Annotated in this window: 24 protein-coding genes and 4 tRNA genes; 12 read left to right on the forward strand and 16 right to left on the reverse strand. The window is 71.2% G+C overall.

The window, feature by feature from the left end; genetic code table 11:
• The first annotated feature begins 34 nt into the window (after positions 1–34).
• The 3 genes from hemE to hemQ are packed head-to-tail and all read left to right on the forward strand — an operon-like array spanning position 35 to position 3,113.
• On the forward strand, positions 35–1,078 hold the full coding sequence (gene hemE / locus IFT73_RS04545; RefSeq protein ID WP_056608051.1) for a uroporphyrinogen decarboxylase: 1,044 nt from the start codon (positions 35–37) through the stop codon (positions 1,076–1,078).
• Entirely contained in the window at positions 1,075–2,406 is a 1,332-nt protein-coding gene (gene hemG / locus IFT73_RS04550) for a protoporphyrinogen oxidase (RefSeq protein ID WP_192166570.1), read from the forward strand. Before hemE ends, hemG begins: the two co-directional genes overlap by 4 nt.
• On the forward strand, positions 2,403–3,113 hold the full coding sequence (gene hemQ / locus IFT73_RS04555; protein ID WP_192166571.1) for a hydrogen peroxide-dependent heme synthase: 711 nt from the start codon (positions 2,403–2,405) through the stop codon (positions 3,111–3,113). Before hemG ends, hemQ begins: the two co-directional genes overlap by 4 nt.
• Positions 3,114–3,365: 252 nt before the next feature.
• Here the strand turns inward: hemQ and msrB are convergent, their stop codons facing one another.
• Genes msrB through IFT73_RS04570 form a run of 3 tightly spaced genes read right to left on the reverse strand, consistent with a single transcriptional unit; the run spans position 3,366 to position 4,992 of the window.
• Entirely contained in the window at positions 3,366–3,788 is a 423-nt protein-coding gene (msrB, locus tag IFT73_RS04560) for a peptide-methionine (R)-S-oxide reductase MsrB (protein ID WP_192166572.1), read from the reverse strand.
• Positions 3,789–3,826: 38 nt separating this feature from the next.
• The gene (locus IFT73_RS04565) at positions 3,827–4,315 is read right to left on the reverse strand and encodes a hypothetical protein (protein ID WP_056608062.1); all 489 of its coding nucleotides are present in this window, start codon (positions 4,313–4,315) and stop codon (positions 3,827–3,829) included.
• 26 nt (positions 4,316–4,341) lie between these two features.
• Complete coding sequence (locus tag IFT73_RS04570) at positions 4,342–4,992, reverse strand: dihydrofolate reductase family protein (RefSeq protein ID WP_192166573.1); 651 nt, start codon at positions 4,990–4,992, stop codon at positions 4,342–4,344.
• A gap of 40 nt (positions 4,993–5,032) precedes the next feature.
• Here IFT73_RS04570 and IFT73_RS04575 point away from each other — a divergent pair, with 40 nt between their 5' ends.
• Complete coding sequence (locus IFT73_RS04575; RefSeq protein WP_192166574.1) at positions 5,033–5,887, forward strand: PPK2 family polyphosphate kinase; 855 nt, start codon at positions 5,033–5,035, stop codon at positions 5,885–5,887.
• Between the two features lie 18 nt (positions 5,888–5,905).
• On the opposite strand, the gene IFT73_RS04580 is transcribed toward IFT73_RS04575, so the two are convergent.
• The 5 genes from IFT73_RS04580 to IFT73_RS04600 all read right to left on the reverse strand — a co-directional run bounded on the left by IFT73_RS04580 (position 5,906) and on the right by IFT73_RS04600 (position 10,676).
• On the reverse strand, positions 5,906–6,964 hold the full coding sequence (locus IFT73_RS04580) for an AbrB family transcriptional regulator (RefSeq protein WP_192166575.1): 1,059 nt from the start codon (positions 6,962–6,964) through the stop codon (positions 5,906–5,908).
• Positions 6,965–7,061: 97 nt separating this feature from the next.
• The gene (locus IFT73_RS04585) at positions 7,062–7,820 is read right to left on the reverse strand and encodes a sirohydrochlorin chelatase (protein WP_192166576.1); all 759 of its coding nucleotides are present in this window, start codon (positions 7,818–7,820) and stop codon (positions 7,062–7,064) included.
• 55 nt (positions 7,821–7,875) lie between these two features.
• Positions 7,876–8,040, reverse strand: coding sequence for a hypothetical protein (locus tag IFT73_RS04590; RefSeq protein WP_192166577.1), 165 nt, complete (start codon positions 8,038–8,040; stop codon positions 7,876–7,878).
• Positions 8,037–9,722, reverse strand: coding sequence for a nitrite/sulfite reductase (locus IFT73_RS04595; protein ID WP_056608072.1), 1,686 nt, complete (start codon positions 9,720–9,722; stop codon positions 8,037–8,039). The genes IFT73_RS04590 and IFT73_RS04595 overlap by 4 nt, the downstream gene beginning before the upstream one ends.
• A gap of 327 nt (positions 9,723–10,049) precedes the next feature.
• Positions 10,050–10,676, reverse strand: coding sequence for a hypothetical protein (locus tag IFT73_RS04600; RefSeq protein ID WP_192166578.1), 627 nt, complete (start codon positions 10,674–10,676; stop codon positions 10,050–10,052).
• Positions 10,677–10,755: 79 nt separating this feature from the next.
• Here IFT73_RS04600 and IFT73_RS04605 point away from each other — a divergent pair, with 79 nt between their 5' ends.
• Together IFT73_RS04605 and IFT73_RS04610 are read left to right on the forward strand one after the other, a co-directional pair.
• Positions 10,756–11,649 (forward strand): YihY/virulence factor BrkB family protein, encoded by an 894-nt coding sequence (locus IFT73_RS04605; RefSeq protein WP_192166579.1) that lies wholly within the window; start codon positions 10,756–10,758, stop codon positions 11,647–11,649.
• A 500-nt stretch (positions 11,650–12,149) separates the two neighbouring features.
• Positions 12,150–12,473: a hypothetical protein gene (locus IFT73_RS04610; protein ID WP_192166580.1), complete on the forward strand. Its 324-nt coding sequence runs from the start codon at positions 12,150–12,152 to the stop codon at positions 12,471–12,473.
• Between the two features lie 145 nt (positions 12,474–12,618).
• On the opposite strand, the gene IFT73_RS04615 is transcribed toward IFT73_RS04610, so the two are convergent.
• The 3 genes from IFT73_RS04615 to IFT73_RS04625 all read right to left on the reverse strand — a co-directional run bounded on the left by IFT73_RS04615 (position 12,619) and on the right by IFT73_RS04625 (position 12,896).
• Positions 12,619–12,690 (reverse strand) — tRNA-Val (locus tag IFT73_RS04615).
• A 36-nt stretch (positions 12,691–12,726) separates the two neighbouring features.
• Positions 12,727–12,797: transfer RNA gene (locus IFT73_RS04620), tRNA-Cys, on the reverse strand.
• A 27-nt stretch (positions 12,798–12,824) separates the two neighbouring features.
• A tRNA-Gly gene (locus IFT73_RS04625) sits at positions 12,825–12,896 on the reverse strand.
• A gap of 84 nt (positions 12,897–12,980) precedes the next feature.
• Between IFT73_RS04625 and IFT73_RS04630 the strand changes: the two genes are divergently transcribed.
• The 3 genes from IFT73_RS04630 (at position 12,981) to IFT73_RS04640 (ending at position 14,722) form a co-directional block, all read left to right on the forward strand.
• Complete coding sequence (locus IFT73_RS04630) at positions 12,981–13,814, forward strand: aminotransferase class IV (RefSeq protein ID WP_192166581.1); 834 nt, start codon at positions 12,981–12,983, stop codon at positions 13,812–13,814.
• Positions 13,811–14,587 (forward strand): hypothetical protein, encoded by a 777-nt coding sequence (locus IFT73_RS04635; RefSeq protein ID WP_192166582.1) that lies wholly within the window; start codon positions 13,811–13,813, stop codon positions 14,585–14,587. The genes IFT73_RS04630 and IFT73_RS04635 overlap by 4 nt, the downstream gene beginning before the upstream one ends.
• Before the next feature lie 63 nt (positions 14,588–14,650).
• Positions 14,651–14,722 (forward strand) — tRNA-Val (locus tag IFT73_RS04640).
• A 131-nt stretch (positions 14,723–14,853) separates the two neighbouring features.
• On the opposite strand, the gene IFT73_RS04645 is transcribed toward IFT73_RS04640, so the two are convergent.
• From IFT73_RS04645 to IFT73_RS04665, 5 genes are read right to left on the reverse strand one after another with little or no spacing between them, the layout of a single operon-like run.
• The gene (locus IFT73_RS04645; RefSeq protein WP_192166583.1) at positions 14,854–15,123 is read right to left on the reverse strand and encodes a hypothetical protein; all 270 of its coding nucleotides are present in this window, start codon (positions 15,121–15,123) and stop codon (positions 14,854–14,856) included.
• Positions 15,124–15,154: 31 nt separating this feature from the next.
• Entirely contained in the window at positions 15,155–15,718 is a 564-nt protein-coding gene (locus tag IFT73_RS04650) for a hypothetical protein (protein WP_192166584.1), read from the reverse strand.
• Between the two features lie 55 nt (positions 15,719–15,773).
• Positions 15,774–16,385, reverse strand: coding sequence for an acetoacetate decarboxylase family protein (locus IFT73_RS04655; protein ID WP_192166585.1), 612 nt, complete (start codon positions 16,383–16,385; stop codon positions 15,774–15,776).
• On the reverse strand, positions 16,382–17,824 hold the full coding sequence (locus IFT73_RS04660) for an NAD(P)/FAD-dependent oxidoreductase (protein WP_192166586.1): 1,443 nt from the start codon (positions 17,822–17,824) through the stop codon (positions 16,382–16,384). Before IFT73_RS04660 ends, IFT73_RS04655 begins: the two co-directional genes overlap by 4 nt.
• On the reverse strand, positions 17,821–18,435 hold the full coding sequence (locus IFT73_RS04665; RefSeq protein WP_192166587.1) for a TetR/AcrR family transcriptional regulator: 615 nt from the start codon (positions 18,433–18,435) through the stop codon (positions 17,821–17,823). The genes IFT73_RS04660 and IFT73_RS04665 overlap by 4 nt, the downstream gene beginning before the upstream one ends.
• Before the next feature lie 56 nt (positions 18,436–18,491).
• Between IFT73_RS04665 and IFT73_RS04670 the strand changes: the two genes are divergently transcribed.
• The 3 genes from IFT73_RS04670 to IFT73_RS04680 all read left to right on the forward strand — a co-directional run bounded on the left by IFT73_RS04670 (position 18,492) and on the right by IFT73_RS04680 (position 22,885).
• Positions 18,492–20,234 (forward strand): FAD-dependent oxidoreductase, encoded by a 1,743-nt coding sequence (locus IFT73_RS04670; protein WP_192166588.1) that lies wholly within the window; start codon positions 18,492–18,494, stop codon positions 20,232–20,234.
• 102 nt (positions 20,235–20,336) lie between these two features.
• Entirely contained in the window at positions 20,337–22,325 is a 1,989-nt protein-coding gene (thrS, locus tag IFT73_RS04675) for a threonine--tRNA ligase (protein WP_192166589.1), read from the forward strand.
• Complete coding sequence (locus tag IFT73_RS04680) at positions 22,322–22,885, forward strand: HIT domain-containing protein (RefSeq protein WP_192166590.1); 564 nt, start codon at positions 22,322–22,324, stop codon at positions 22,883–22,885. Before thrS ends, IFT73_RS04680 begins: the two co-directional genes overlap by 4 nt.
• The last annotated feature ends 1 nt before the right edge of the window (position 22,886 follow it).

The raw sequence follows: 22,886 nt of genomic DNA on the forward strand, positions 1-22,886 counted from the left end.
AGCGACACTCCGCACGACCTGAGAGACTGACCCGGTGACATCGACACTGACTGACAGCGCGTTCCTGCAGGCCTGCCGGGGTGAACGACCGGCCCACACGCCGGTCTGGTTCATGCGGCAGGCGGGGCGGTCGCTCCCCGAGTACCTGGCCATCCGCGAGGGCACGGCGATGCTCGACTCGTGCTTCCGCACCGACATGGTCGTCGAGATCACGATGCAGCCCGTCCGCCGCCACGGCGTCGACGCCGCGATCTTCTTCTCCGACATCGTCGTGCCGCTCAAGGCGATCGGCGTCGACCTCGACATCGTGCCGGGCACCGGCCCCGTCGTCGCCGAGCCGATCCGGTCGGCGGCGCAGCTCGACCAGTTCCGCGACGTCGAGCCGGACGACGTCCGCAGCATCACCGACGCGGTGACGGCGCTGGTCGGCGAGCTCGGCTCGACACCGCTGATCGGCTTCGCGGGCGCTCCCTTCACATTGGCGTCGTATCTCGTCGAGGGTGGTCCGTCGCGCGACCACCGCCTCACCAAGCAGCTGATGTACTCCGACCCCGAGCTGTGGCACGCCCTGCTCGGCCGCATGGCGGCCATCGCGGCCCAGTTCCTGCGCCTGCAGGTCGAGGCGGGCGCCTCGGCGATCCAGCTGTTCGACTCGTGGGCGGGGCACCTGTCGCTGGCCGACTACGAGACGTACGTCAAGCCGCACTCGACCGCGGTGCTCGAGTCGGTCGCCGACCTCGGCGTGCCGCGCATCCACTTCGGTGTCGGCACCGGCGAGCTGCTGCACGCCATGGGCGACGCCGGCGCCGACGTCGTGGGCGTCGACTGGCGCGTGCCGCTCGACGACGCGGTCCGGCGCATCGGGCCCGGCAAGGCCGTGCAGGGCAACCTCGACCCGACGACGCTGTTCGCGCCGACCGAGTTCGTCCACGCCCGGGCCGCCGAGATCATCGAGGCCGGACGCGCCGCCGAGGGGCACGTGTTCAACCTGGGCCACGGGGTGCTGCCCGCCACCGACCCCGACTCGCTGACGCGCCTGGTCGACTTCGTCCACTCCTACACGCCCACCGCGCCGTGAGGGTCGCCGTCGTCGGAGGCGGCATGGCCGGGCTCGCCGCGGCCCACGAGCTCGCCGCAGGCGGCGCCGAGGTCGTCCTGCTCGAGGGCTCCGACCGGGTCGGCGGCAAGCTGAGGCTCGGAGAGGTCGGTGGCATCACGCTCGACCTCGGCGCCGAGTCGGTCCTGGCCCGGCGGCCCGAGGGGCTCGACCTGATCCATGAAGTCGGTCTCGACGACCGGGTCGTGCACCCCGAGACCATCACGGCGTCGATCTGGACGCACGGCGCCCTCCGCTCGATGCCGCCGACCGTCATGGGCGTCCCGGCCGACGCCGACGCCCTCGCCGCGTCGGGCATCGCGCTGATGCCCGAGCCGCGCATCCTGCCCGTCCCCGACGAGGACGTGTCGGTCGCCGACTTCGTCACGGCGCGGCTCGGGCGCGACGTGCTCGACCGGCTCGTCGAGCCGCTGCTGGGCGGGGTCTACGCCGGCCACACCGACCAGCTGTCGCTGCGCGCGACGACCCCCCAGATCGCCGCGCTGGGCGAGGACCTCGTCTCTGCGGCCGCCGAGCACCGCGCGGCGTCCGACAGCACGGGGCCGGTGTTCGCTGGGCTGGTCGGAGGCGTCGGTCAGCTGCCGGCGGCCGTCGTCGCGGCCCACGACGTCGAGGTGCGGCTCTCGTCGACCGTGCGGTCGATCACCCGCACCGGCGACGGCTGGCGCCTGTCGGTCGGGCCCACGACCGACGTCGAGACGCTCGACGTCGACGCGGTGGTCGTCGCGACGCCCGCCCCGGCGGCGGCCCGGCTGCTGGCCGAGGAGGCGCCCGACGCCGCGTTCGCCCTCGCCGCGATCGACTACGCCAGCATGGCGATCATCACCTTCGTCTTCGACGACGCGGTCGTGCCCGACGGATCGGGCTTCCTGGTGCCACCCGTCGACCGTACGTTCATCAAGGCCGCCACGGTCTCGTCCAACAAGTGGGGGTGGGTCGGCGACACCGGCCGCACCGTGATCCGCACGTCGGTCGGCCGCGCGGGCGAGACGACGCTGCTGCAGCACGACGACGGTGAGCTCGGCCGACGCGCCCTGGTCGACCTGCGCGAGGCGCTCGGCACGCTGCCCGACCCCGCCGACCAGGTCGTGCAGCGCTGGGGCGGGGGACTCCCGCAGTACGACGTGGGCCACCTCGACCGCGTCGAGACCGTCGAGCGCTCCGTCGAGGGCGTGCGCGGGCTCGAGGTGTGCGGCGCGGCCTACCGCGGCGTCGGCATCCCCGCCGTCATCGCGTCGGGCCGGGCGGCTGCCCGCCGGTTGCTCGACGCTGGGATGATCGAGTCATGACTTCGCCCATCCCGAACAAAGGCAAGCTCGCCAAGGAGATCAACGACACCATCCGCTACACGATGTGGTCGGTCTTCAGGCTCGACCGCGTGCTCGGCGACGCCGACCGGCAGGCCGAGGCCGCCGAGGTCGAGGCGCTGATCGAGAAGCTCGCGGCCGACGACGTCGTGGTGCGCGGCACGTACGACGTCAGCGGTCTGCGAGCCGACGCCGACCTGATGGTCTGGTGGCACGCGCCGACCAGCGACGCGCTGCAGATCGCGTACAACGCGTTCCGTCGCACCGCCCTGGGGGCGCGCATGGCGCCGGTGTGGTCGCAGATGGCCCTGCACCGTCCGGCCGAGTTCAACCGCTCGCACATCCCGGCGTTCATGGCCGACGAGGAGGTGCAGCCGTACGTCTGCGTCTACCCGTTCGTGCGCTCGTACGACTGGTACCTGCTGCCCGAGGACGAGCGTCGCGCGATCCTCAAGGAGCACGGCATGGCCGCGCGCGACTACCCGGACGTGCGCGCCAACACCGTGGCGTCGTTCGCGCTGGGCGACTACGAGTGGATCCTGGCCTTCGAGGCCAAGGAGCTGCACCGCATCGTCGACCTCATGCGCGAGCTGCGGGCCACCGAGGCCCGCCGTCACGTGCGCGAGGAGATCCCCTTCTACACCGGTCAGGTGCACACCGTCGCCGAGCTCGTCGACATCTGGCCCTGACGCCTTCTCCGGCGCGTTCGGGCTGGCGAACGAGCGTCTCTCTCGCCGAAGAGCGGAGCGTCTCGTTCGCCAGGGAGCGGAGCGACCGTGAGGGAGCGCCAGCGACCGAGGCGGACGCCAGCGACCACGCTCGAGTGGGTTCCCCTCGCTTCGCTCACGGTCGGCCGCAGGCGGCCTCCCTGGGGAACGGGGCGTGCGGCGGCCTCCCTGGGGAACGGGGCGTGCGGCGGCCTCCCTGGGGAACGGGCGACGTCAGTCGGCCTCGAGCTTCAGGGCGACGCCATTGATGCAGTAACGCTGGTCGGTCGGGGTGCCGAAGCCCTCGCCCTCGAAGACGTGCCCCAGGTGCGAGCCGCACGTCGCGCAGCGCACCTCGGTGCGCACGCCGCCGAACATCGACCGGTCCTCGATGTACTCGACGCGGTCCTCGGCCAGCGGCGCGTAGAACGCCGGCCAGCCGCAGTGGGCGTCGAACTTGGTCTCGCTGCGGAACAGCTCGGCGTCGCACGCGCGACACGCGTACACGCCGACCGTCGGGTCGGTCTCGTACGACGAGCTGAAGGGGCGCTCGGTGCCCGACTTGCGCAGCACCTGGTACTCGGCCGGGCTCAGCTCGGCCTTCCACTCGGCATCCGTCTTGTCGACGGCGTAGGTCTTCTCACTCGGCTTGCTCATGTGTCAAGCCTACGTCGGCGGGCCAGCGCCCGCCGCGCTCAGCGCTGGGCGTCGAACGGCACGTGCTCGAGCAGGCGGATGCTGGGGACGTCGAGCTTGCGCTGCGCGCGGGACTCCCAGTCGATGTGCAGGAACTCCTTCACGACGTGCGGCTCGGTCAGGATGATGACCTCGGACGATCCCGTGCTCTCGACGAGTGCGACGAGCGCCTCGATGGGGTCGTCCTCGGTGATCGTCGCGGTGACCTGCTGGCCCCGCTGGGTCAGCAGCGCGGCACTGGCGTCGAGCTCGGCCTGGCCGGCCCGGTCGAGCGAGTCCTGGACGTCCTCGAGCGCACCGGGCTCCGACAGCGGCACGACCTGGCCGCCGAGGCTGCCCATCGACGACATCAGCACCGCCGACGAGCTCTCGACCGGCAGGAGCAGGTGGTAGCGGACCGTGTCGTCGAGCCCCTCGTGCAGGGCGACGACCTGGTCGGCGTCGAGGTCGTTGAGCTGGCGCTCGATGAGCAGTGACACGTCGAACATGTGGTGGTCCCTTCGTCGTGGTCAGCCTACGCGCGGTCGCGGACCCACCGCGTCAGCAGGACGTCGTCGACCGCCAGGGCGTGCCCCAGCGTCATGGACCGGTCGACCGCTTGGTCGGTGTGCGCGATGCGGGGCGCCGGCCCCGCGGCCATGACGGGGGCGACGGTCAGGCAGACCTCGTCGACGAGGTCGAGCCCGACCAGCTCGCCGTGCAGCGACGGTCCTCCCTCGCACAGCACGTGGAGCCACCCGCGGGTCGTGAACTCGTCGAGGACGGCCGTCCAGTCGATGGCGCCGGTCCCGCGCGCGACGACGTCGACGTCGTCGCCCAAGGCGTCGAGCCGGTCGCGCGGGGCGTCCGCGGTCGTGACGACGACGGTGCCGGGGACGCGGAGCGCGTCGGGGACGTCGAGGCTCCTGGTGACGAGCGCGATCGGCACGTCCGCCGGTCCGTACCCCTCGTCGCGCGCCGTGCCCGCACCGACGAGGACGACGTCGGCCAGCGACCGCAGCACCCCGAACACTCTCTTGTCGGCCTCGCCGCCGAGCGTCCCCGAGACGCCGTCGGCGCCGTGGGCGGCCCCGTCGACCGTCGCGACGAAGTTGGTGCGCACCCACGGGCGGTCGGTGGCGGGATAGGCGTAGAGCCGCGCGATCTCGGCGTCGTCCAGGTCCATGTCCAGCAGCGTACGGGGGCGTGTCGGGCATACTTCGGACATGTCGAAGTCGTCGCCTCCGCCGTCCCTCTCGTCCCAGCTCTCCGTGTCGGGACACGTCGATCTGTCGACGTTCGACTCCCGCGCGACGACGGGCTTCGACGGCAAGAAGAAGGACGCCGCCGAGGCGCTGGCCGCGATCGGCGAGGAGCTCGGCGACCTTCAGGAGAAGCTGTTCGCGGGAGGACGCGCGGGGACGGGCGACACCAAGGTGCTGGTGGTGCTGCAGGGCATGGACACGTCCGGCAAGGGCGGCATCGTCCGCCACGTGGCCGGGCTGGTCGACCCCCAGGGCCTGTCGATCACGTCGTTCAAGAAGCCGACGCCCGAGGAGCTCGAGCACGACTTCCTGTGGCGCATCGAGAACGCGCTGCCCGAGGCTGGCATGATCGGCATCTTCGACCGCTCGCACTACGAGGACGTCCTGATCGGCAAGGTGCGGCACCTCGCCGACGAGAAGGAGATCGATCGCCGCTACATCGCGATCAACGACTTCGAGCGGTCGTTCAAGGCCTCCGGCGGTGTCATCGTGAAGTGCTTCCTGCACATCACGGCCGACGACCAGAAGGAGCGTCTCGTCGCGCGGCTCGACGACCCGACGAAGCACTGGAAGTACAACTCGGCCGACCTCGACGAGCGCGCGCTGTGGGACGACTACCAGGACGCGTACGGTGTCGCGCTCGAGCGCTGCTCGACCGGCAACGCGGCCTGGCACGTCGTGCCGAGCGGCCGCAAGTGGTACCGCAACTGGGCCGTCGCGACCCTGCTGCTCGAGCAGCTGCGCGCGCTCGACCTGCAGTGGCCCGAGGGCGACTTCGACGTCGACGCCGAGAAGGCCCGCCTCGCCGCGATGTGACGCCGCCGGAGTCGGGGCTCAGCCGTGGCGTGACGTCAGCCAGCGGGCGAGCAGGGGAGCCGCGATCAGCACGAGCAGCAGCCGGATGAGCTGCACGGCCGTCACGAACGTGACGTTGCCGCCGGTGTCGGCCGACGTCGCGAGAACGGCGTAGAGCCCGCCGGGCGTCGTGGCGAGGTAGGCGTCGAGCCGCGAGACCCCCGTCAGATTGGCGAGGAGCACGCCGAACGCCGCGCACGAGGCGATGATGAACGCGATGACGAGCAGCGCCGTCGGCAGCATCCGGCCGATCGCCCGCAGGCTCGCGACGGTGAATCGCAGGCCCACCTGCACGCCGATCAGCAGGTAGCCGATGCCCTGCACCCACACCGGCACCTCGACGTCTTGGAACGCCGGCACGGTCGAGAGGACGACCGCGACGGCCAGGGCGCCGAGCAGCGCTGGCGACGGCAGGCGCAGCACCCGGCCGGCGACGATCCCCAGCCCCACGGCGAGGACCGTGTAGGCCATCGCGGCGACGGTCGTGTGCGTTGCGGCCGAACCGGTCGTCGCCCCGTCGTCGGCGTGGAAGACCAGCGAGACCGCGGCCGGCATCGCCAGCAGCACGATCAGGACGCGGAGGTACTGGATGACCGTGACGACGCGGTCGTCGGCTCCGAGGTCGCGGGAGATCGCGGTCATGCCGGACGCGCCACCCGCGACCAGGGCGAACGACGCGGTGACGGGGGTGACGCCGCGGTGCAGACGCAGCAGCTGGGCGGCGACGACGCTGAGCGCCAGCGTCACGATCGAGATGACGATCACGACCGGCCAGTCGGACCCCAGGTCGGCGAGGGCGTCGAAGTCGACGATCGCGCCGATCGTGACGCCGATGATGCCCTGACCGATCGTGAACGACCAGCCCGGCACCGCGACGCTCCGCGCGGAGACGAGGGCGAAGACCAGCCCGCCCAGCAGTCCACCGAACAGCAGCGGCGACGGGAACCCCGCCAGGCTCAGCGCCGCCGACACCGCTCCGACGCAGGACGCCAGGACCAGCCAGGACGTCCAGCCGCGGCCGCGAGGGGGAGAGGTCACGACGTCCACGGTAGGGGGCCCGACGCCACCGGGGACGTCATCGGCTGGACGCGAGGTGCAGCGTCGGTGATGACGTCCCCGGCGGGACGGGCGGGTCTCAAGCGAACATGGCCTCGAGCGGCACGAGACCGACGGCGCCGACCGCGTAGCGGGCGAGGATGACGCGGGCCACCTCGACGTCGACGCCCAACGGCTCGGCGACCGCCACGGCCCCGGCTTCGTACGCCAGCTCCGAGACCCGGTCGGGCAGGACGCCCGGCGCGAGGAACAGCTGGCCGACCGCGATGTGACGGCGACCGTCGGCACGGTGCTGCCGCACGGCCTCGCCGGCAGCCGGCGGGACGCTCGAGGCGAACGCCGCGATGGTCGGCAGCTTGTGGTGCGCACCCCAGGCACGCGCTGCGCGCGAGATGGCCGCGTTGGCGATCGGGTCGGACGAGCCGGCGCCCGCGAGCACCAGGGCGTCGAGCTCGCGCACGCGGTGCTTCGAGAGGGCCTCGCGCAGTCGCTTGTCGAGCACGTGGAAGAACGCCGACTCGATGCCGAGGACGTTCGTCGCGTGCACCTTGATGCCGTCGTGGCGCGCCACGGCAGCCGCGACGGCGCGGGGGACGTCGACGTTGGCGTGGTACGCCTCGCTCAGCAGCAGGGGGACGACGACGATCTCCTGGTGGCCCTCGGCGACCAGCCGGTCGACGGCCTCGTCGAACGAGGGTCCGACGTGGTCGAGGAATGCGGGCACCACGCGGAGGTCGGGTCGCATGCACGCGACCATCTCCGTGAGGGCTGTGATGGTGGCGGCCGAACGAGGGTCCGTGCTGCCGTGCGCAAGAGCGATGAGTGCTGGTGCGGTCATGATGCGTGCCTCCTTCCAGGGGGTGGTGCTGTGGTGGGTGTGAGGGGGGTGGTGGTCACAGGGTGGTCAGGTCGTTGGGGGAGAGCTGGCCGATGAAGCCGAGCCGGAACGCCCGCAGGCACGAGCGACACTCCCACTCCCCGTGCGTCTCGCCGTGGGGACGCAGGTCCTCGTCGGCGCAGTACGGGCAGTGGAACGGGACGGCCCGGGTGGCGCTCATCGGAGGGCCTCCTCGGGTGCGCGGGCGACCCACCGGGCGAACGACTCGTCGGGCTCCCGCTCCTGCAGGTACGTCTTGGAGAGCTTCTCGACGTAGTCGGGCAGGTGCTCGCCGGTGACCTTGTGCTGGCGGAGCTTGCGGCCGAAGCCGGCCTCGAGCCCGAGGGCGCCGCCGAGGTGCACCTGGAAGCCCTCGACGGTGTCGCCGTTCTCGTCGAGCACGAGCATGCCCTTGAGGCCGATGTCGGCGGTCTGGATGCGGGCGCACGAGTTGGGGCAGCCGTTGACGTTGACCGTGATCGGGGTGTCGAGCTCGGGCACCCGCTGCTCGAGCTCGCCGATCAGGGTGCGAGCGGTGTCCTTGGTGTTGACGATCGCGAGCTTGCAGTACTCGATGCCGGTGCACGCCATCGTGTTGCGCCGCCACTGCGAGGGCCGCGCGTGCAGCCCGATCTCGTCGAGGGCTGCGACGAGCGACTCGACCCGGTCCTCGGCCACGTCGAGCACCACGAGCTTCTGCATCGGGGTGGTGCGCACGCGGTCGCTGCCGTGGGCCTCGACGATGTCGGCGACCTGGTTCAGCAGGGTTCCCGAGATGCGGCCGACGGTCGCGGCCACGCCGACGTAGAAGCGTCCGTCGGTCTGCGGGAACACGCCGACATGGTCGAGCGGGGTCTCGGGAGCCTCCGGGGCGTCCAGGTCGGCGAGCGGGCGTCCGAGGTACTCGGTCTCGAGGACGTCGCGGAACTTCTCGACGCCCCAGTCGGCCAGCAGGAACTTCAGGCGCGCCCGGGTGCGCAGGCGGCGGTAGCCGTAGTCGCGGAAGATGCTGACGACGCCCTTCCAGACCTCGGGGACGTCCTCGAGCGAGACCCAGGTGCCGAGGCGCTGCGCCAGCATCGGGTTGGTCGACAGGCCGCCGCCGACCCAGAGGTCGAAGCCAGGGCCGTGCTCGGGGTGGACCGCGCCGATGAACGCGATGTCGTTGATCTGCGGGACGACGTCGTGGCCGGGGTGGCCGCTGATCGCGGACTTGAACTTGCGCGGCAGGTTGCTGAAGGCGCGGTCGCCGATGAACTGGCTCTCGATCGCCGCGATGGCCGAGGTGCCGTCGATGATCTCCTCGTGCGAGACGCCGGCGACGGGGGAGCCGAGGATGATGCGCGGGCAGTCGCCGCAGGCCTCCTGCGTCGACAGGCCGACGGACTCGAGACGCTCCCAGATCGTCGGGACGTCGCGCACGTCGATCCAGTGGTACTGGACGTTCTGGCGGTCGGTGAGGTCGGCGGTGTCGCGGGCGAACTCGGTCGACACGTCGGCGACGGCGCGCAGCTGCGCGAGGTTCAGCTGTCCGCCGTCGATGCGCACGCGCATCATGAACCGGTCGGCGTCGAGCTCGTCGGGCTCGAGGGTCGCGGTCTTGCCACCGTCGATGCCCTCCTTGCGCTGCGTGTAGAGGCCCCACCAGCGGAAGCGGCCGCGCAGGTCGCCGCCGTCGATCGACTCGAAGCCGCGGTGCGCGTAGATGTTCTCGATGCGGGCCCGGACGTTGAGCGGGTTGTCGTCCTTCTTGGACTGCTCGTTGGCGTTCAGTGGCTCGCGGTAGCCCAACGCCCACTGGCCCTCGCCGCGCTTGGGGCGCGGACGACGGGCGGGGGTGTCGGTACCGGGTGCTGAAGCCATGGGGTTCCCTTTGCGGCGGCAAGGGCACACGGCGATCAGGACAGGCTCGTCACGGTGGTCGCCGCGCGCCTGGATTGATTCGACTGGTGGAGCTTCGAGTCAGGACAGAGGTCGCGCGTTGATCAGCGACACATCATGTTGCGGGCGCGGCCGAGGTCGACGTGGAGTCGTCCCACGAGCCAGAGGGTCTGCGCCGAAAGCATGTGTTCAGTCTGGGGACCGCAGGCCCGCGCGACAAGCGATGGTCTCACTCCGTGGGACGGGCGTCCACATCATGGACACGCGGAGCGGCGGCACGGCAGAAACGGGGCCTTGCTGTGGTCCGCGTCACTCCGCCGGGACGAGCGCCGACACGGCGAACGCCCCCACCGCCGACGCGACCAGCACCGCCGCGACGCTCACCAGGGCGACGTCCCACGGCAGGATCCCTGCCGTCGCGAGACCCACGACCGCCGCCGGCTGGAAGGACGTCAGCAGCCCGAGCGGCAGCACCGCGCCTCCGACCAGCACCGGGACGGCCACGACAGGGGGCTGACCGTCGGCGTCGACGGCCAGGGTCGTCCAGGCGCCGATCAGTCCGACCACCGCGGCCCCGGTGCCCGTGAGCAGGAGGCCGGGGGTGCCGAAGACCAGCGTGTCGCCGAGGCGGTCCTCCAGCCCCAGGGCGGCGAGGCCGGCCAGCACCGCCCCCACGACATGGGCCGCGACGACCGGCAGGAGGGTCGACCACGGGTGGCGACCGACGACGGCGAGCGTGACCGCGGCCGCGGGGTTGGCCAGGCCGAGCGACGACTGCTCGTCCGTCGAGTGCAGCTGGGCGTACCAGGTGAACAGGACGGCGACCGCGGCCACGGCCACGACGGCGAGGGTCGCATCGGCCGCCCGGAGGGCCATCGCCGCGACGAACGTCGTGAACGCGGACACGACCGTCGCCAGGAGCAGGTGTCGGCTCATCGGGTCTCGCGCCGAGACACCGTGCGCGCCGGGTCGTGTGATGCGCGGGGAGCGGGATTCATGTCGCTACGGTAGAGCCATGGTGGCGCAACCGGTAGGTCGACCGGCGCTCCCCGACCTGCTGAGCAGGCTCGTCGCCAGGACGGTCAGCAGCTGCTTCCGCTACCGGGTCACGGGGCTCGCCGCCGAGGCGGCCTTCTTCGCGATCTTGTCGCTGCCGCCGCTCGTGTTCGGCCTCGCCGGCACGATCGGGTTCATCGCCGAGCGCTTCGACGTCGCGCAGGTCGACGTCCTGAAGGACCGCATCATCGACCTCGCCTCGCAGGCGCTGACCGACAGCACCGTCGACAAGGTCATCGCCCCGACCCTCGACGAGGTGCTGGGGTCGGGACGCATCGACGTCATCTCGATCGGCTTCGTGCTGGCGCTCTGGTCGGGCTCGCGGGCGCTCAACGTCTTCCTCGACACCATCTCGATCATCTACGGGATGGGCGGCCAGCGCGGCATCGTCAAGACGCGGGCCCTGTCGTTCGCGCTCTACATCGCGGCCCTCGTGGTCGGCATCGTCCTGGTGCCGCTCGTGCTGACCGGGCCCGAGCTCGCGGCCGACATCCTGTCGGACCGATGGTCGTTCATGCGCGTCTTCTATTGGCCAGCCGTGCTGGTGCTGTCGCTCGGGTTCCTGACGACGCTGTACCACCTCGCGGTCCCGGTGCGGCAGAAGTGGCGTGCCGGTCTGCCGGGTGCCGCCTTCACGCTCCTGCTGTGGATCCTCGGCAGCTACTTCGTCCGCTGGGCGCTCGGCTTCTCGACGGGCGGCATGTCGATCTACGGGCCCCTGGCGGCGCCGATCGCGGTGCTGCTGTGGCTGTACGTGCTGTCGATCTCGGTGCTGATCGGTGCCGCGATCAACGCGGCGGTCGAGGAGGGCGTCGACGACTCCCGCTGGGGGCGCGACGCCGTCACGAGCTGACCGCACGACGAAGCCCCTCGGCCGGGGTGGTGGGCGGCGGAGGGGCTGGGTCGCGGCTGGGACCTCATGGAGGAAGGGTCGTGGCCGCACGGGCACCGGCTGTGCGTGACCAACCGGCTCGTCCTCGACGGTACGGAGATGTCACGTCCGACTCCACCAACGCGGGGCGAACGATCGCCGAACACCGAGGTGTGACAACGAGGTGTGACAACAAGAGGCCACCCCTGCCCTCCAGGGGAGGCAGGCAGGGGCGGCACCCCGATGCTACGTGCAAAGAGTCCCGCCGCGCGAGGTCTGTAGGTCCCGAATGTGGACAGAACCGGCCCGAATGTACACATCGGGGGGCTCTCCGACGTCCGCTGTGACCAGGCTCATGCGCCGCATGATTCATACGTCGACGCGTGAACGATGTCGCTGCCGGCCGGTCCCCGTCTCCCGAGTCGGTGGTCCGACGCGACGCGGCGAGCCGATGGGGGCTCGGTCTCATCGCCTTGATCGTCGTGGGCACCGCCGTGGCGGTCGTGCTGCTGGTGTCGAACGCGAAGACGTCGCAGCGGGAACAGGCGGCCGTCCGGGCCTGCGAGATGGGCGCGATGAGTGCCAGCTCGCCGACGGGCACGGCTTCCGTGACGGCAGCCATGTCGGACGACGCGTCCGTCATGGGGGAGTGGCCCCGCTATCGCGTCCGCGGCTCGATCGAGGTGCAGGACGTCGGCGGCCCGGGCCGCCTGGTCGACTACACGTGCGTCGTCATAGGCGGCGAGGACGACGGGGCTCCCGGCCTGTCGTACACCGTTCGCGACATCTCGGTCACACTGCGCTGAGCGTGTGCCGGTTCGACGCGGAGGGTGCGGGCAAGGAACACGGCGCGCGCAGGACGATCGGACGGAGGCTGTGGTCACGCTGGTCCACGAGCACCCCGCGCCAGAGAAACGAAGAACCCCCGCTCTCGCGGGGGTTCTCGTGGTGTGGGCGATACTGGGTTTGAACCAGTGACCTCTTCCGTGTCAGGGAAGCGCGCTACCGCTGCGCCAATCGCCCGTGGGTGTTCATCGTGCTGGTCATTCAGTTGTGTCGAGGTGGGTACGGGATTTGAACCCGTGTAAACGGATTTGCAGTCCGTTGCCTCGCCTCTCGGCCAACCCACCGCTGGATGGGTATGAAGACCCTCTCCGAGCGGACAACGAGATTCGAACTCGCGACCCTCACCTTGGCAAGGTGATGCTCTACCACTGAGCTATGTCCGCAACCGGCCCGCTTGGCGGGCCGAGATGAAACATTAGCGGATGCTCCTCGTTCACCCCAAACCGGGGTCGGCGTAGCGTGGCGGCATGCGCACATGGCACAACGGTCGTCTCCTGCAATCCCCGGACGAACCGTCGATCAGCGTCCTCGATCACGGCATGATCGTGGGCGACGGGGTGTTCGAGACGGTCCAGATCCTCCGCAACCGGCCGTTCGCGCTTACCCGTCACCTCGACCGCCTCGTCCGTTCCGCGGCCGGGCTCGGCATCGGCACCCCCGACGTCGGGGCGGTCCGCGAGGGCATCGCGGCGACGATGGACGGCCAGGACATCGCCTTCGGCCGCATCCGCGTGACCGTCACGTCCGGTCGTGGCCCGCTGGGCTCCCCGCGAGGCGACGGTGAGCTGACCCACGTGGTCGTCTCGGAGCCCTCGACGCAGCCTCCGCCGGTCGCGAGCGTCGTCACGGTGCCGTGGCCCCGCAACGAGCGCGGGGCGCTCAGCGGGCTCAAGACGACGTCGTACGCCGAGAACGCGCTGATGATCGAGCACGCGCTGGCGCGGGGCGCGTCGGAGGCCGTCATGCCCAATACCCGCGGCGAGCTGTGCGAGGGCACGGGGTCCAACATCATGTACGTCGTCGGCGACCGGCTCATCACGCCGACGCTCGCCGCCGGCCCGCTCGCGGGCATCACCCGGGCGCTCGTGCTCGAGTGGTGCGCCGGCGAGATCGACGTCGTCGAGCAGGACGCCCCCATCGACGTGCTGCAGACCGCCGACGAGGTGCTGCTGGTCGGCACGACCCGCGACGTCCAGGCGATCTCGCGCGTGGACGACCGCGAGCTCGAGGCGCCCGGGCCGGTCACGAGGCTGGCGCAGCAGATCTGGGCCCGCGAGGCGGCCAAGGGGATCGACCCGTGACCGTCGACGACTTCGGCGTCCTGCAGGCGGTGCTCGACGCCGAGGCCGCACGGGGCAACGCGGCGAGCGTCGACGTCGCGGGCGCGGCGGGCCGCGGCGACGCTCCCGTCGCCCAGCTCGCGGGCGTGCTCGACCGAGGAGCGGTCGAGGTCGACTTCGAGCTCGGGCCGCTGGTGGCGTGGTCGCCGCGCTCGCCCCGCGAGTGGGACCTGGTCGACACCGTCACGGGCGCGACCGTCCGCAGCGGTTCGCCGGGGCCGCTGACGTGGCTGCGGCGGCACGTGGCCGCCGACGTGGTCGAGCCTCGACGACGTCTCGGGTGGCTGGCGGACGACCCGCGCCTCGGGCCGGGTCTCACGGAGCGACGGGCCCGCGTGCACGTCAGCGGATCGGCCGTCGAGGCGTTCACCCGCATCGACCGCCTGCTGGCCGCCCTGGACGACGTCGACGGCGTCCTGCCGGAGTGGTTCGTCGAGCTGTTCGCCCCGGAGCGGGACCGGGAGGGCTGGAAGGCGTACTTCCGCGAGCGCCGCCGTCTCGACGACGCCGAACTCGAACGGGCGGCGTGGACGACCCGCTGGACCGAGACCGCGTGGAGGCGGTCGGTCTCGCCGACCGAACGCACCTGGCGGTGGCTCGACGCCGAGGTCGTGCACGAGCACGCGCTCGACGTGGTCGTCGACGTGATCGACGGCGCTCCGGTCGACTCGCTGAAGTGGCTCCTGGCGTCCGTCGGCGCCGTGCGGTGCGGCCCGTTCGGCTCGGACGTCTGACGGTGCGCCGACCTCGCTGGAGACGGCCTGCCCGGGTAGGTTAGAGTCTTCGACGCACCACACGGGCGATTGGCGCAGTGGTAGCGCGCTTCGTTCACACCGAAGAGGTCACTGGTTCGAACCCAGTATCGCCCACCTCAGAGAAGTCCCGGGAGACCGGGACTTTCTCATGTCCGGGGCAGGGCCGAGCCGCGGCGGACGCACGAATCGGGGTTTGTCCGCGCGGGTGCGGACAGAGCCCGATTCTTCTGTCCCGACACGCTCGGTCAGGGGACGGCGACAGGTGAGCGCCGAGCCCGGCGGTGCTCCGCCCAGCGCGCCGAGATCGCCCGCCAGGTGATGAGCGACCCGATGACCCAGAACGGCCAGAAGATCGCGCTGACGGCCGCGATCGCGACGGACTCCTGCTGCGTCCGGTCGAAGAGGCAGCGGCTGCGCCGGTAGCTCGCCACGAGCACCGTCAGGGGTGCGAGCACCGCGATCAGCGCGACGGTGATCTCCGCCGGGTGAGGCGACAGCGGGCTCAGCTCTTCCATGGGCGAAGCGTAGGTGACCACAGGGTCGCGCTCATGACACGCACGCCGCCGAGCCCTCGGGCGGCTTGCTCGTCGTCTCGGGCCCGATCGTCCGGTTGCGCTTCGGGTAGACGAGCCGGTGCTCGTCGCCGCGCGCCACGGCCTGGACGTCCTGGGCCAGGCAGCTGCCGTCGTCGAACCAGAACTCGAGGATCGCCGGCGTCGCGGCTGCGGGTGCCTCGGGCAGGACGAAACCACCGGCGTCCGAGGCGGCCCCCACCCAGGCGTCGTCGTCGGCCGGCACGGGCAACCACATCTGGGTCCCGTTGACGGGCACCCTGCGACCGTCCACCGAGACCGTCACGCCCATCAGCGACACCTCGACGTCCCGGGGGTTGCGCACCCGGGCACCCACCGCCCCGGAACCGTCCGAGTTGACGACCAGCTGGGGGTCGAGCACGCGCAGAGGTGTGTCGTCGACCGGCGCGGCCACGGGGGACGCGACGACGATCGAGGGGGCGGGGGACGTGCGGTCGCCCTCGACCAGGACGACGCCGGCCGCGGCGACGAGAACGGTGCCGACGACGGCCGTCGCGGCGAGGAGGGCGCGCTCCATGGATCCACCTGGGGTGAGAGAGGTGAGCCCAGTGTGGGGATGCCCGGACAGGCTGTCAACTACCGGGACGACGCCGTCCGAAGAGCATCCGGAACGGGCGGATCGCCAGCGTGAGGAGCGGCTTGCGGCCGTGCAGGAACGCCAGTGGCCCGTCGTCGGCGAACGACCACCGGGCGGACACCACGCCGAACCGCATGCGACCGGTGACGGGTGACACGAGCAGGCTGCCGTGCTGGTCCTGGGCGATCGTGAACCCGGCCGGCAGCGCCCGCGGGAGCCGCCGCACCCGTCGCAGGGCGACGGATCCGATGCCCCGGGCGATGTACGACCGGTGCGTCACGACGTCGAAGTCGGCGAGCTGCTTGGGGATCGCCCACAGGTCGCGTCCGCCGTCGCGCGACGCCTCGCTGTCGACCCAGATGTGCGTGATCGACACGCGCACCCGCCAGCCCTGGCGCACCAGCACCGTCGACATGATCTCGTTGTACGTCAGCGGGCTCGGCTGCTCGTACACGAAGAACGCGGCGCCGACGACGCCCCGCCCGAACAGCGTGACGGGCCGGGTGGCGGGGGAGTGCGGCGCGGGCAGGTCGGCGAGCGGCACGAGCCAGGTGCCGACGTAGGCGTGGCCGTGGAGGTCCCACGGCTCGGGGGGATAGGACGTCATGACCAGTGGAACGCTTCCGGCTCGAGCACCTTGGTGCGCTGGGCGTAGGGGTGGGTCGAGCCCGGCCAGTTGGACGTGATGCGGCCCGAGGCGTGCCGGTACCAGCTGTCGCAGTGCGCCCAGACGGAGTGGGAGAGGCGGCCCTGGACGTCGTGGTCGTACGCCTCCTCGGCCTCGGGCGTCACCTCGACCGTGCGGTACGACCCCGCGACGAGGCGGTCGACGGCCTGACGCATGTGCCGTGCCTGCGCCTCGAGCATGTAGACGATCGACCCGCCGCCGAGGTTGGTGTTGGGCCCGTAGGTCACCAGCAGGTTCGGGAAGTTCGGCACGTAGATGCCGAGGTAGGCCCGCGCGCCGTCCTTCCACTGGTCGGCGAGCCGGCGTCCGCCGACGCCCGTGATGTCGATCGACTCGAGGAACTCCTGCGCGTCGAAGCCCGTCGCGTAGATGATGACGTCGACCTCGTGGACCGTCCCGTCGGCCGTCTGCACCCCGGTCGGGGTGACGGCGGTGATGCCGTGGTCGACGAGGTGCACGTGGGGCTGGGCGATCGCCGGGTAGTAGCTGTTGGCGAACAGGATGCGCTTGCAGCCGACGGGGTAGTCGGGCGTCAGCTTGGCCCGCAGCTCCGGGTCCTTGATGCGCGCCTTGAGGTGCTGGCGCGCCAGCGTGCTGATGCCCTTGCCGACGAGCGAGTCGTCGTCGAGCCCGCGCGAGAACTGCTCGGCCAGGCCCCAGGAGCCGGCCCGCTCGGCCTTCAGCGCCCCGGGCGCGTGGCGGAGCATGCGCCGGTAGACCGGACCGAACCGCTGGTCGGGCTTGGGCAGGATGTACGACGGCGTCCGCTGGAAGACGACGAGGTCGGACGCCTGCTCGGCGACGTGCGGGATGAACTGGATCGCGCTGGCCCCCGTGCCGACGACCGCGACGCGCCTGCCAACCAGGTCGACGTCGTGGTCCCAGCGGGCGGAGTGGAACGACTGTCCCTCGAACGTGTCGACGCCGGGGATGCGCGGCAGCACGGGCTGCGACAGCTGGCCGACGGCCGACACGAGCACGTCGACCGTCTGCTCGTCGCCGTCGTCGAAGCGGACGGTCCACGTCGAGGCCGACTCGTCGTGATGGGCCGCGACGACGTCGCGGCCGAGCTGGACGAGCGGGGTGATGCCGTACTTGTCGGCGGTCGAGCGGATGTAGTCGAGGATCTCGGGCTGGACGCCGTAGCGCGACGACCACTCCGCCGACGGCTCGAACGAGAACGAGTACAGCGGTGACGGGACGTCGCAGGCGGCGCCCGGGTAGGTGTTGTCGCGCCACACGCCGCCGATGCCGTCGGCGCGCTCCCACAGCCGCAGGTCGGTGTGGCCCGCGCGCTTCAGCTCGATCGCGACGGCCAGGGCTCCGAAGCCCGATCCGATGATGCCGATGGAGGTCATGAGTCGGTGCCTTCCGTGGGACGTGTGGGAGTCGGAGGGGTCTGTCGGACGAACAGCAGCACGCTGTCGGTCAGCAGGTCGAGGGCCTCGTCGCGGGTGAACGTGCCGCGCTGCAGCCACTCGCGGCACACGGCCTTGGTCAGGGCCGCGGTCGGACGCAGTCGCGCGCGCAGGTGCGGCGTGTCGGGCAGGCCGAGGGCGTCGAGCACGAGGCGCGCCGCACGGTCGTCGGCCTCGTCGACGACGGCCTGGATGTCGGAGCTGCCGTGCAGGTTGGCCGCCCCGCTGGCCGCGACCCAGGCCTGCCCGTACGTCGTGGCCGCCTCGAGGATCCAGTCCATCGTGAGCCGGGCCCGCTCCTCGACGCTGCGGCCGTCGTAGTCGGGCAGCGCCCGCTCGGGCATCGTGATCGACTCGCGCATCACGGCCAGGAAGAGCTCGCGCTTGTCGCCGAAGTAGTGGTTGATCAGCCCGCGCGCGACGCCTGCGGCGTCGGCCAGCTCGCTCGTCGACACCGCGTCGTAGGGGCGGTCGGAGTACAGCTCGCGCGCGGCGTCGATGATCTGCTGTCGTCGCTCGGCGGGTGCCAGACGGAGTCGCGGGGCGGCCATGGCACCAGTTTCGCCACCTATTGGCACAGTGTCAACAAGAGTCGTATGCTCGGGCCATGAGCTCGTACGACTACGACGTCCTGGTGGTGGGTTCCGGCTTCGGCGGGAGCGTGGCGGCCCTGCGGCTGACCGAGAAGGGGTACCGCGTCGGCGTCATGGAGGCCGGTCGCCGCTTCGAGGACGACGAGCTGCCCAAGAACAGCTGGGACGCCCGCCGCTACCTGTGGGCGCCGTGGGCGCGATGCTTCGGCATCATGCGCATCACGCTGCTGCGCGACGTGCTGATCGCGAGCGGCACGGGCGTCGGCGGCGGGTCGCTCGTCTACGCCAACACGCTCTACGAGCCGCTCGACGCCTTCTACCGCGACCGCCAGTGGGCTCACCTGGCCGACTGGAAGAGCGAGCTGGCGCCCCACTACGCGCAGGCCAAGAAGATGCTCGGCGTCACGACGTACCCCGGCAGCAGCCCCGCCGACGAGCACCTGCGGGCGCTGGCACGCGACTACGGCGTCGAGGACACGTTCCACCCCACCGACGTCGGCGTGCTGTTCGGGGCCGACCACGGCGTCGCACCCGGCGAGCCCGTCGCCGATCCCTTCTTCGGGGGCGCCGGACCCGACCGCACGGCGTGCATCGACTGCGGTGCCTGCATGACCGGGTGTCGCCACAACGCCAAGAACACGCTGGTCAAGAACTACCTGCACCTGGCCGAGAACGCCGGCGCCGTCGTCCACCCGCTGACGACCGTCACGGACGTGCGTCCCCGCCGGTCCGGCGGGTACGAGGTCCGCACGCGGCGCACCGGCAACCCCCTGCGTCGGCGCAGCTTCACCGCCGAGCAGGTCGTGTTCGCCGGCAACGCCCTCAGCACCCAGCGCCTGCTCCACCAGCTCAAGGAGACGTCGCTGCCCCGCCTCTCGCCGCGCATCGGCGAGCTCAGCCGCACCAACTCCGAGGCCGTCCTGACGGCTCGCTCGATGCGTCGCGAGGCCGACTACACGCCCGGAGTCGCGATCACGTCGTCGTTCCACCCCGACGAGCACACCCACGTCGAGGTCTGCCGGTACGGCGTCGGATCGAGCGCGCTGGGCCTCATCAACGCGCCGCTGGTCGACGGTGGGCACGGCGGCTCGCAGCTCGGCGCGGTCGTCAAGGCGTACCGGATGCTGGGGCTGCGGCGCGCGCTCGCGATCCACAACCCGCGCCGGTGGGCCGAGCAGTCGATCGTCGTGCTGGTGATGCAGACGCTCGACAACTCGATCACGACGTACGTCAAGAAGGGGCTGCTCGGGCGCCGCATGACCAGCCGGCAGGGCGTCGGCGACCCCAACCCCCGGTGGATCCCGATGGCCAACAAGGTCGCCCGCGATCTCGCGACGGAGGTGGGCGGCAACGCCGGCAGCTCGACCGCCGACCTGGCCGGCATCCCGATGACCGCCCACTTCATCGGCGGGTGCGTCATCGGCGACTCCCCGGCCACGGGCGTCGTCGACCCGTACCAGCGGGTCTTCGGCCACGAGGGCCTGCACATCACGGACGGATCGGCGATCACCGCGAACCTCGGCGTCAACCCGTCCCTGACGATCACCGCCCAGGCCGAGCGGGCGATCGCGCTGTGGCCCAACAAGGGCGAGGCCGACGCCCGTCCCGCGCTGGGGGAGCCCTACGTCCGGGTGCCGGTCGTCGCGCCGGTACGTCCGGCCGTCCCCGAGGGCGCTCCCGCCGCCCTGCTGATGCCGGTGCCGGAGATCCCGCCGCGCGTCCCCGGGGCGCGGGTGCCCGAGCCCGAGCTCTCGTAGCCCGCACCAGTCGGAAACTCGGCGGCGAGGCAGGGCACTAGGGTGGGGCCAAGCAGCACGCGCCATCCGTAGGGCGCGTCACACCGAACGAGGAGCCCCACCGTGTCCGACATCCAGATCACCGTCAGCTCGGAGGGTCGATCCGTCGAGGAGGGCACGAAGGCCTGGCAGCTCTTCGCCGACTCGCCCGACGTCATCGCGGCGCGCGTGGGCGGCGAGCTCAAGGACCTCGCCTACCCGCTCGTCGAGGGCGACGAGGTCGAGCCGGTCGCGATCGACTCGGCCGACGGCCGCGACATCCTGCGCCACTCGACCGCCCACGTCATGGCGCAGGCGGTGCAGGAGCTGTTCCCGCACGCCAAGCTGGGCATCGGCCCGCCGATCGTCGACGGCTTCTACTACGACTTCGACGTGCCCGAGCCGTTCGTGCCCGAGGACCTCGTCAAGATCGAGTCGCGCATGCGCAAGATCGTCAAGGAGGGCCAGAAGTTCGACCGGCGCGAGGTCAGCGACGACGCCGCGCGCGTCGAGCTCGCCGACGAGCCCTACAAGCTCGAGCTCATCGGCCTGAAGTCGACCGCCACCGGTGACGTCGAGGGTGCGGCCGAGGGTGCCAGCGTCGAGGTCGGCGAGGGCGGCCTGACGATCTACGACAACCTCAAGCGTGACGGCTCCGTCGCCTGGGGCGACCTGTGCCGCGGCCCGCACCTGCCGACCACCAAGCGCATCCCCGCGTTCAAGCTCATGCGCAGCGCGGCGGCCTATTGGCGCGGCAACGAGAACAACAAGCAGCTGCAGCGCATCTACGGCACCGCCTGGGAGACCAAGGAGGCGCTGGAGGAGCACCTGCACCGCATCGAGGAGGCGCAGCGACGCGACCACCGCCGTCTCGGCACCGAGCTCGACCTGTTCAGCTTCCCCGACGAGATCGGGTCGGGCCTGCCGGTCTTCCACCCCAAGGGTGGTGTCATCAAGCGCGAGATGGAGGACTACGTCCGTCGCCGGCACATCGAGGAGGGGTTCGAGTACGTCGGCACCCCCCACGTCGCCAAGGAGGGGCTGTTCTACACCTCGGGCCACCTGCCGTACTACGGCGAGGGCATGTTCCCGGCGCTCGACATGGACGGCCAGGACTACCGCCTCAAGGCCATGAACTGCCCGATGCACAACCTGATCTTCCGCTCGCGCCAGCGCTCGTACCGCGAGCTGCCGTTGCGCCTGTTCGAGTTCGGGCACGTCTACCGCAACGAGAAGTCGGGCGTCATCCACGGGCTGACGCGCGTGCGCGGCTTCGCGCAGGACGACTCGCACTCGTACGTCACCCCCGAGCAGGCGCCCGACGAGATCCGCCACCTGCTCGACTTCGTGCTGAGCCTGCTGCGCGACTTCGGCCTCGACGACTTCTACCTCGAGCTGTCGACCCGCGACGACTCCAAGCCCGACAAGTTCATCGGCTCGGACGCCGAGTGGGAGGTCGCGACCAAGGTGCTCGAGGACGTCTGCCTCGAGAGCGGTCTCGAGCTCGTGCCCGACCCCGGCGGAGCGGCCTACTACGGGCCGAAGGTCTCGGTGCAGGCGCGCGACGCGATCGGTCGCACCTGGCAGATGTCGACGATCCAGTACGACTTCAACATGCCGTCGCCGCCCCGGTTCAACCTCGAGTACGTCGCGGCCGACGGCTCGCGCCAGCAGCCCGTCATGATCCACTCGGCCAAGTTCGGCTCGATCGAGCGGTTCATGGGCGTGCTGGTCGAGCACTACGCCGGTGCGTTCCCCCCGTGGCTCGCGCCCGTGCAGGTCGTCGGCATCCCCGTCGCCGAGCGGCACGCCGACTATCTGTACGACCTGACCAAGCGGCTCAAGGCGCTGGGCATCCGGGTCGAGGTCGACGACTCCGACGAGCGGATGCAGAAGAAGATCCGCAACGCGCAGCTGCAGAAGGTGCCGTTCATGCTGATCGCCGGCGACAACGACGTCGAGGGCGACGCGGTGTCGTTCCGCTACCGCAACGGCGAGCAGGAGAACGGCGTCCCGGTCGACGACGCCGTCGAGCGGATCGTCGAGGCGATCCGCTCACGGGTCCAGGTATGACCTCCGACGGTGACGGGCTCGACGCCCCCCGCGAGCAGGACGGCGTGGGGGAGCCGGACGCGTTCGAGCGCCTGTGGACGCCCCACCGCGTCCGCTACATCAAGGGCGAGGGCAAGCCGTCGACGTCCGACGCCGTCGACTGCCCGTTCTGCCGCATCCCCGCGATGGACGACGCCGAGGGGCTGGTCGTCCACCGTGGCGAGCACGCCTACGCCGTGCTCAACCTGTACCCGTACAACGCCGGCCACCTGCTGATCTGCCCCTACCGCCACGTCGCCGACTACACCGACCTGGACGCCGACGAGACCGCCGAGGTCGCGTCGCTGACCCAGACGGCGATGCGGGTCATGCGCGAGGTCACGAGCCCCCAGGGCTTCAACCTCGGCATGAACCAGGGCGACGTCGCCGGTGCCGGGATCGCAGCGCACCTGCACCAGCACGTCGTGCCCCGGTGGGGCGGCGACGCGAACTTCCTGCCCGTCATCGGACGGACCAAGACCATGCCGCAGATGCTCGGCGAGACTCGCGAGATGCTCGCGGACGCCTGGCCGACGCACTGAC

The sequence above is a fragment of the Aeromicrobium sp. CFBP 8757 genome (genome assembly GCF_014841755.1).
Taxonomy (GTDB): domain Bacteria; phylum Actinomycetota; class Actinomycetes; order Propionibacteriales; family Nocardioidaceae; genus Aeromicrobium.

What these genes read in the sequence shown, in the direction of transcription:
- IFT73_RS04650 (WP_192166584.1), bottom strand. Translation starts at nt 15,718, where the DNA reads ATGGAGCGCGCCCTCCTCGCCGCGACGGCCGTCGTCGGCACCGTTCTC.
- IFT73_RS04590 (WP_192166577.1), bottom strand. Translation starts at nt 8,040, where the DNA reads ATGAGCGCCACCCGGGCCGTCCCGTTCCACTGCCCGTACTGCGCCGAC.
- IFT73_RS04570 (WP_192166573.1), bottom strand. Translation starts at nt 4,992, where the DNA reads ATGGACCTGGACGACGCCGAGATCGCGCGGCTCTACGCCTATCCCGCC.
- IFT73_RS04585 (WP_192166576.1), bottom strand. Translation starts at nt 7,820, where the DNA reads ATGACCGCACCAGCACTCATCGCTCTTGCGCACGGCAGCACGGACCCT.
- IFT73_RS04670 (WP_192166588.1), top strand. Translation starts at nt 18,492, where the DNA reads ATGAGCTCGTACGACTACGACGTCCTGGTGGTGGGTTCCGGCTTCGGC.
- IFT73_RS04660 (WP_192166586.1), bottom strand. Translation starts at nt 17,824, where the DNA reads ATGACCTCCATCGGCATCATCGGATCGGGCTTCGGAGCCCTGGCCGTC.
- IFT73_RS04575 (WP_192166574.1), top strand. Translation starts at nt 5,033, where the DNA reads ATGTCGAAGTCGTCGCCTCCGCCGTCCCTCTCGTCCCAGCTCTCCGTG.
- IFT73_RS04655 (WP_192166585.1), bottom strand. Translation starts at nt 16,385, where the DNA reads ATGACGTCCTATCCCCCCGAGCCGTGGGACCTCCACGGCCACGCCTAC.
- hemQ (WP_192166571.1), top strand. Translation starts at nt 2,403, where the DNA reads ATGACTTCGCCCATCCCGAACAAAGGCAAGCTCGCCAAGGAGATCAAC.
- IFT73_RS04645 (WP_192166583.1), bottom strand. Translation starts at nt 15,123, where the DNA reads ATGGAAGAGCTGAGCCCGCTGTCGCCTCACCCGGCGGAGATCACCGTC.
- IFT73_RS04665 (WP_192166587.1), bottom strand. Translation starts at nt 18,435, where the DNA reads ATGGCCGCCCCGCGACTCCGTCTGGCACCCGCCGAGCGACGACAGCAG.
- IFT73_RS04630 (WP_192166581.1), top strand. Translation starts at nt 12,981, where the DNA reads ATGCGCACATGGCACAACGGTCGTCTCCTGCAATCCCCGGACGAACCG.
- IFT73_RS04595 (WP_056608072.1), bottom strand. Translation starts at nt 9,722, where the DNA reads ATGGCTTCAGCACCCGGTACCGACACCCCCGCCCGTCGTCCGCGCCCC.
- IFT73_RS04565 (WP_056608062.1), bottom strand. Translation starts at nt 4,315, where the DNA reads ATGTTCGACGTGTCACTGCTCATCGAGCGCCAGCTCAACGACCTCGAC.
- IFT73_RS04600 (WP_192166578.1), bottom strand. Translation starts at nt 10,676, where the DNA reads ATGAGCCGACACCTGCTCCTGGCGACGGTCGTGTCCGCGTTCACGACG.
- IFT73_RS04680 (WP_192166590.1), top strand. Translation starts at nt 22,322, where the DNA reads ATGACCTCCGACGGTGACGGGCTCGACGCCCCCCGCGAGCAGGACGGC.
- msrB (WP_192166572.1), bottom strand. Translation starts at nt 3,788, where the DNA reads ATGAGCAAGCCGAGTGAGAAGACCTACGCCGTCGACAAGACGGATGCC.
- IFT73_RS04605 (WP_192166579.1), top strand. Translation starts at nt 10,756, where the DNA reads ATGGTGGCGCAACCGGTAGGTCGACCGGCGCTCCCCGACCTGCTGAGC.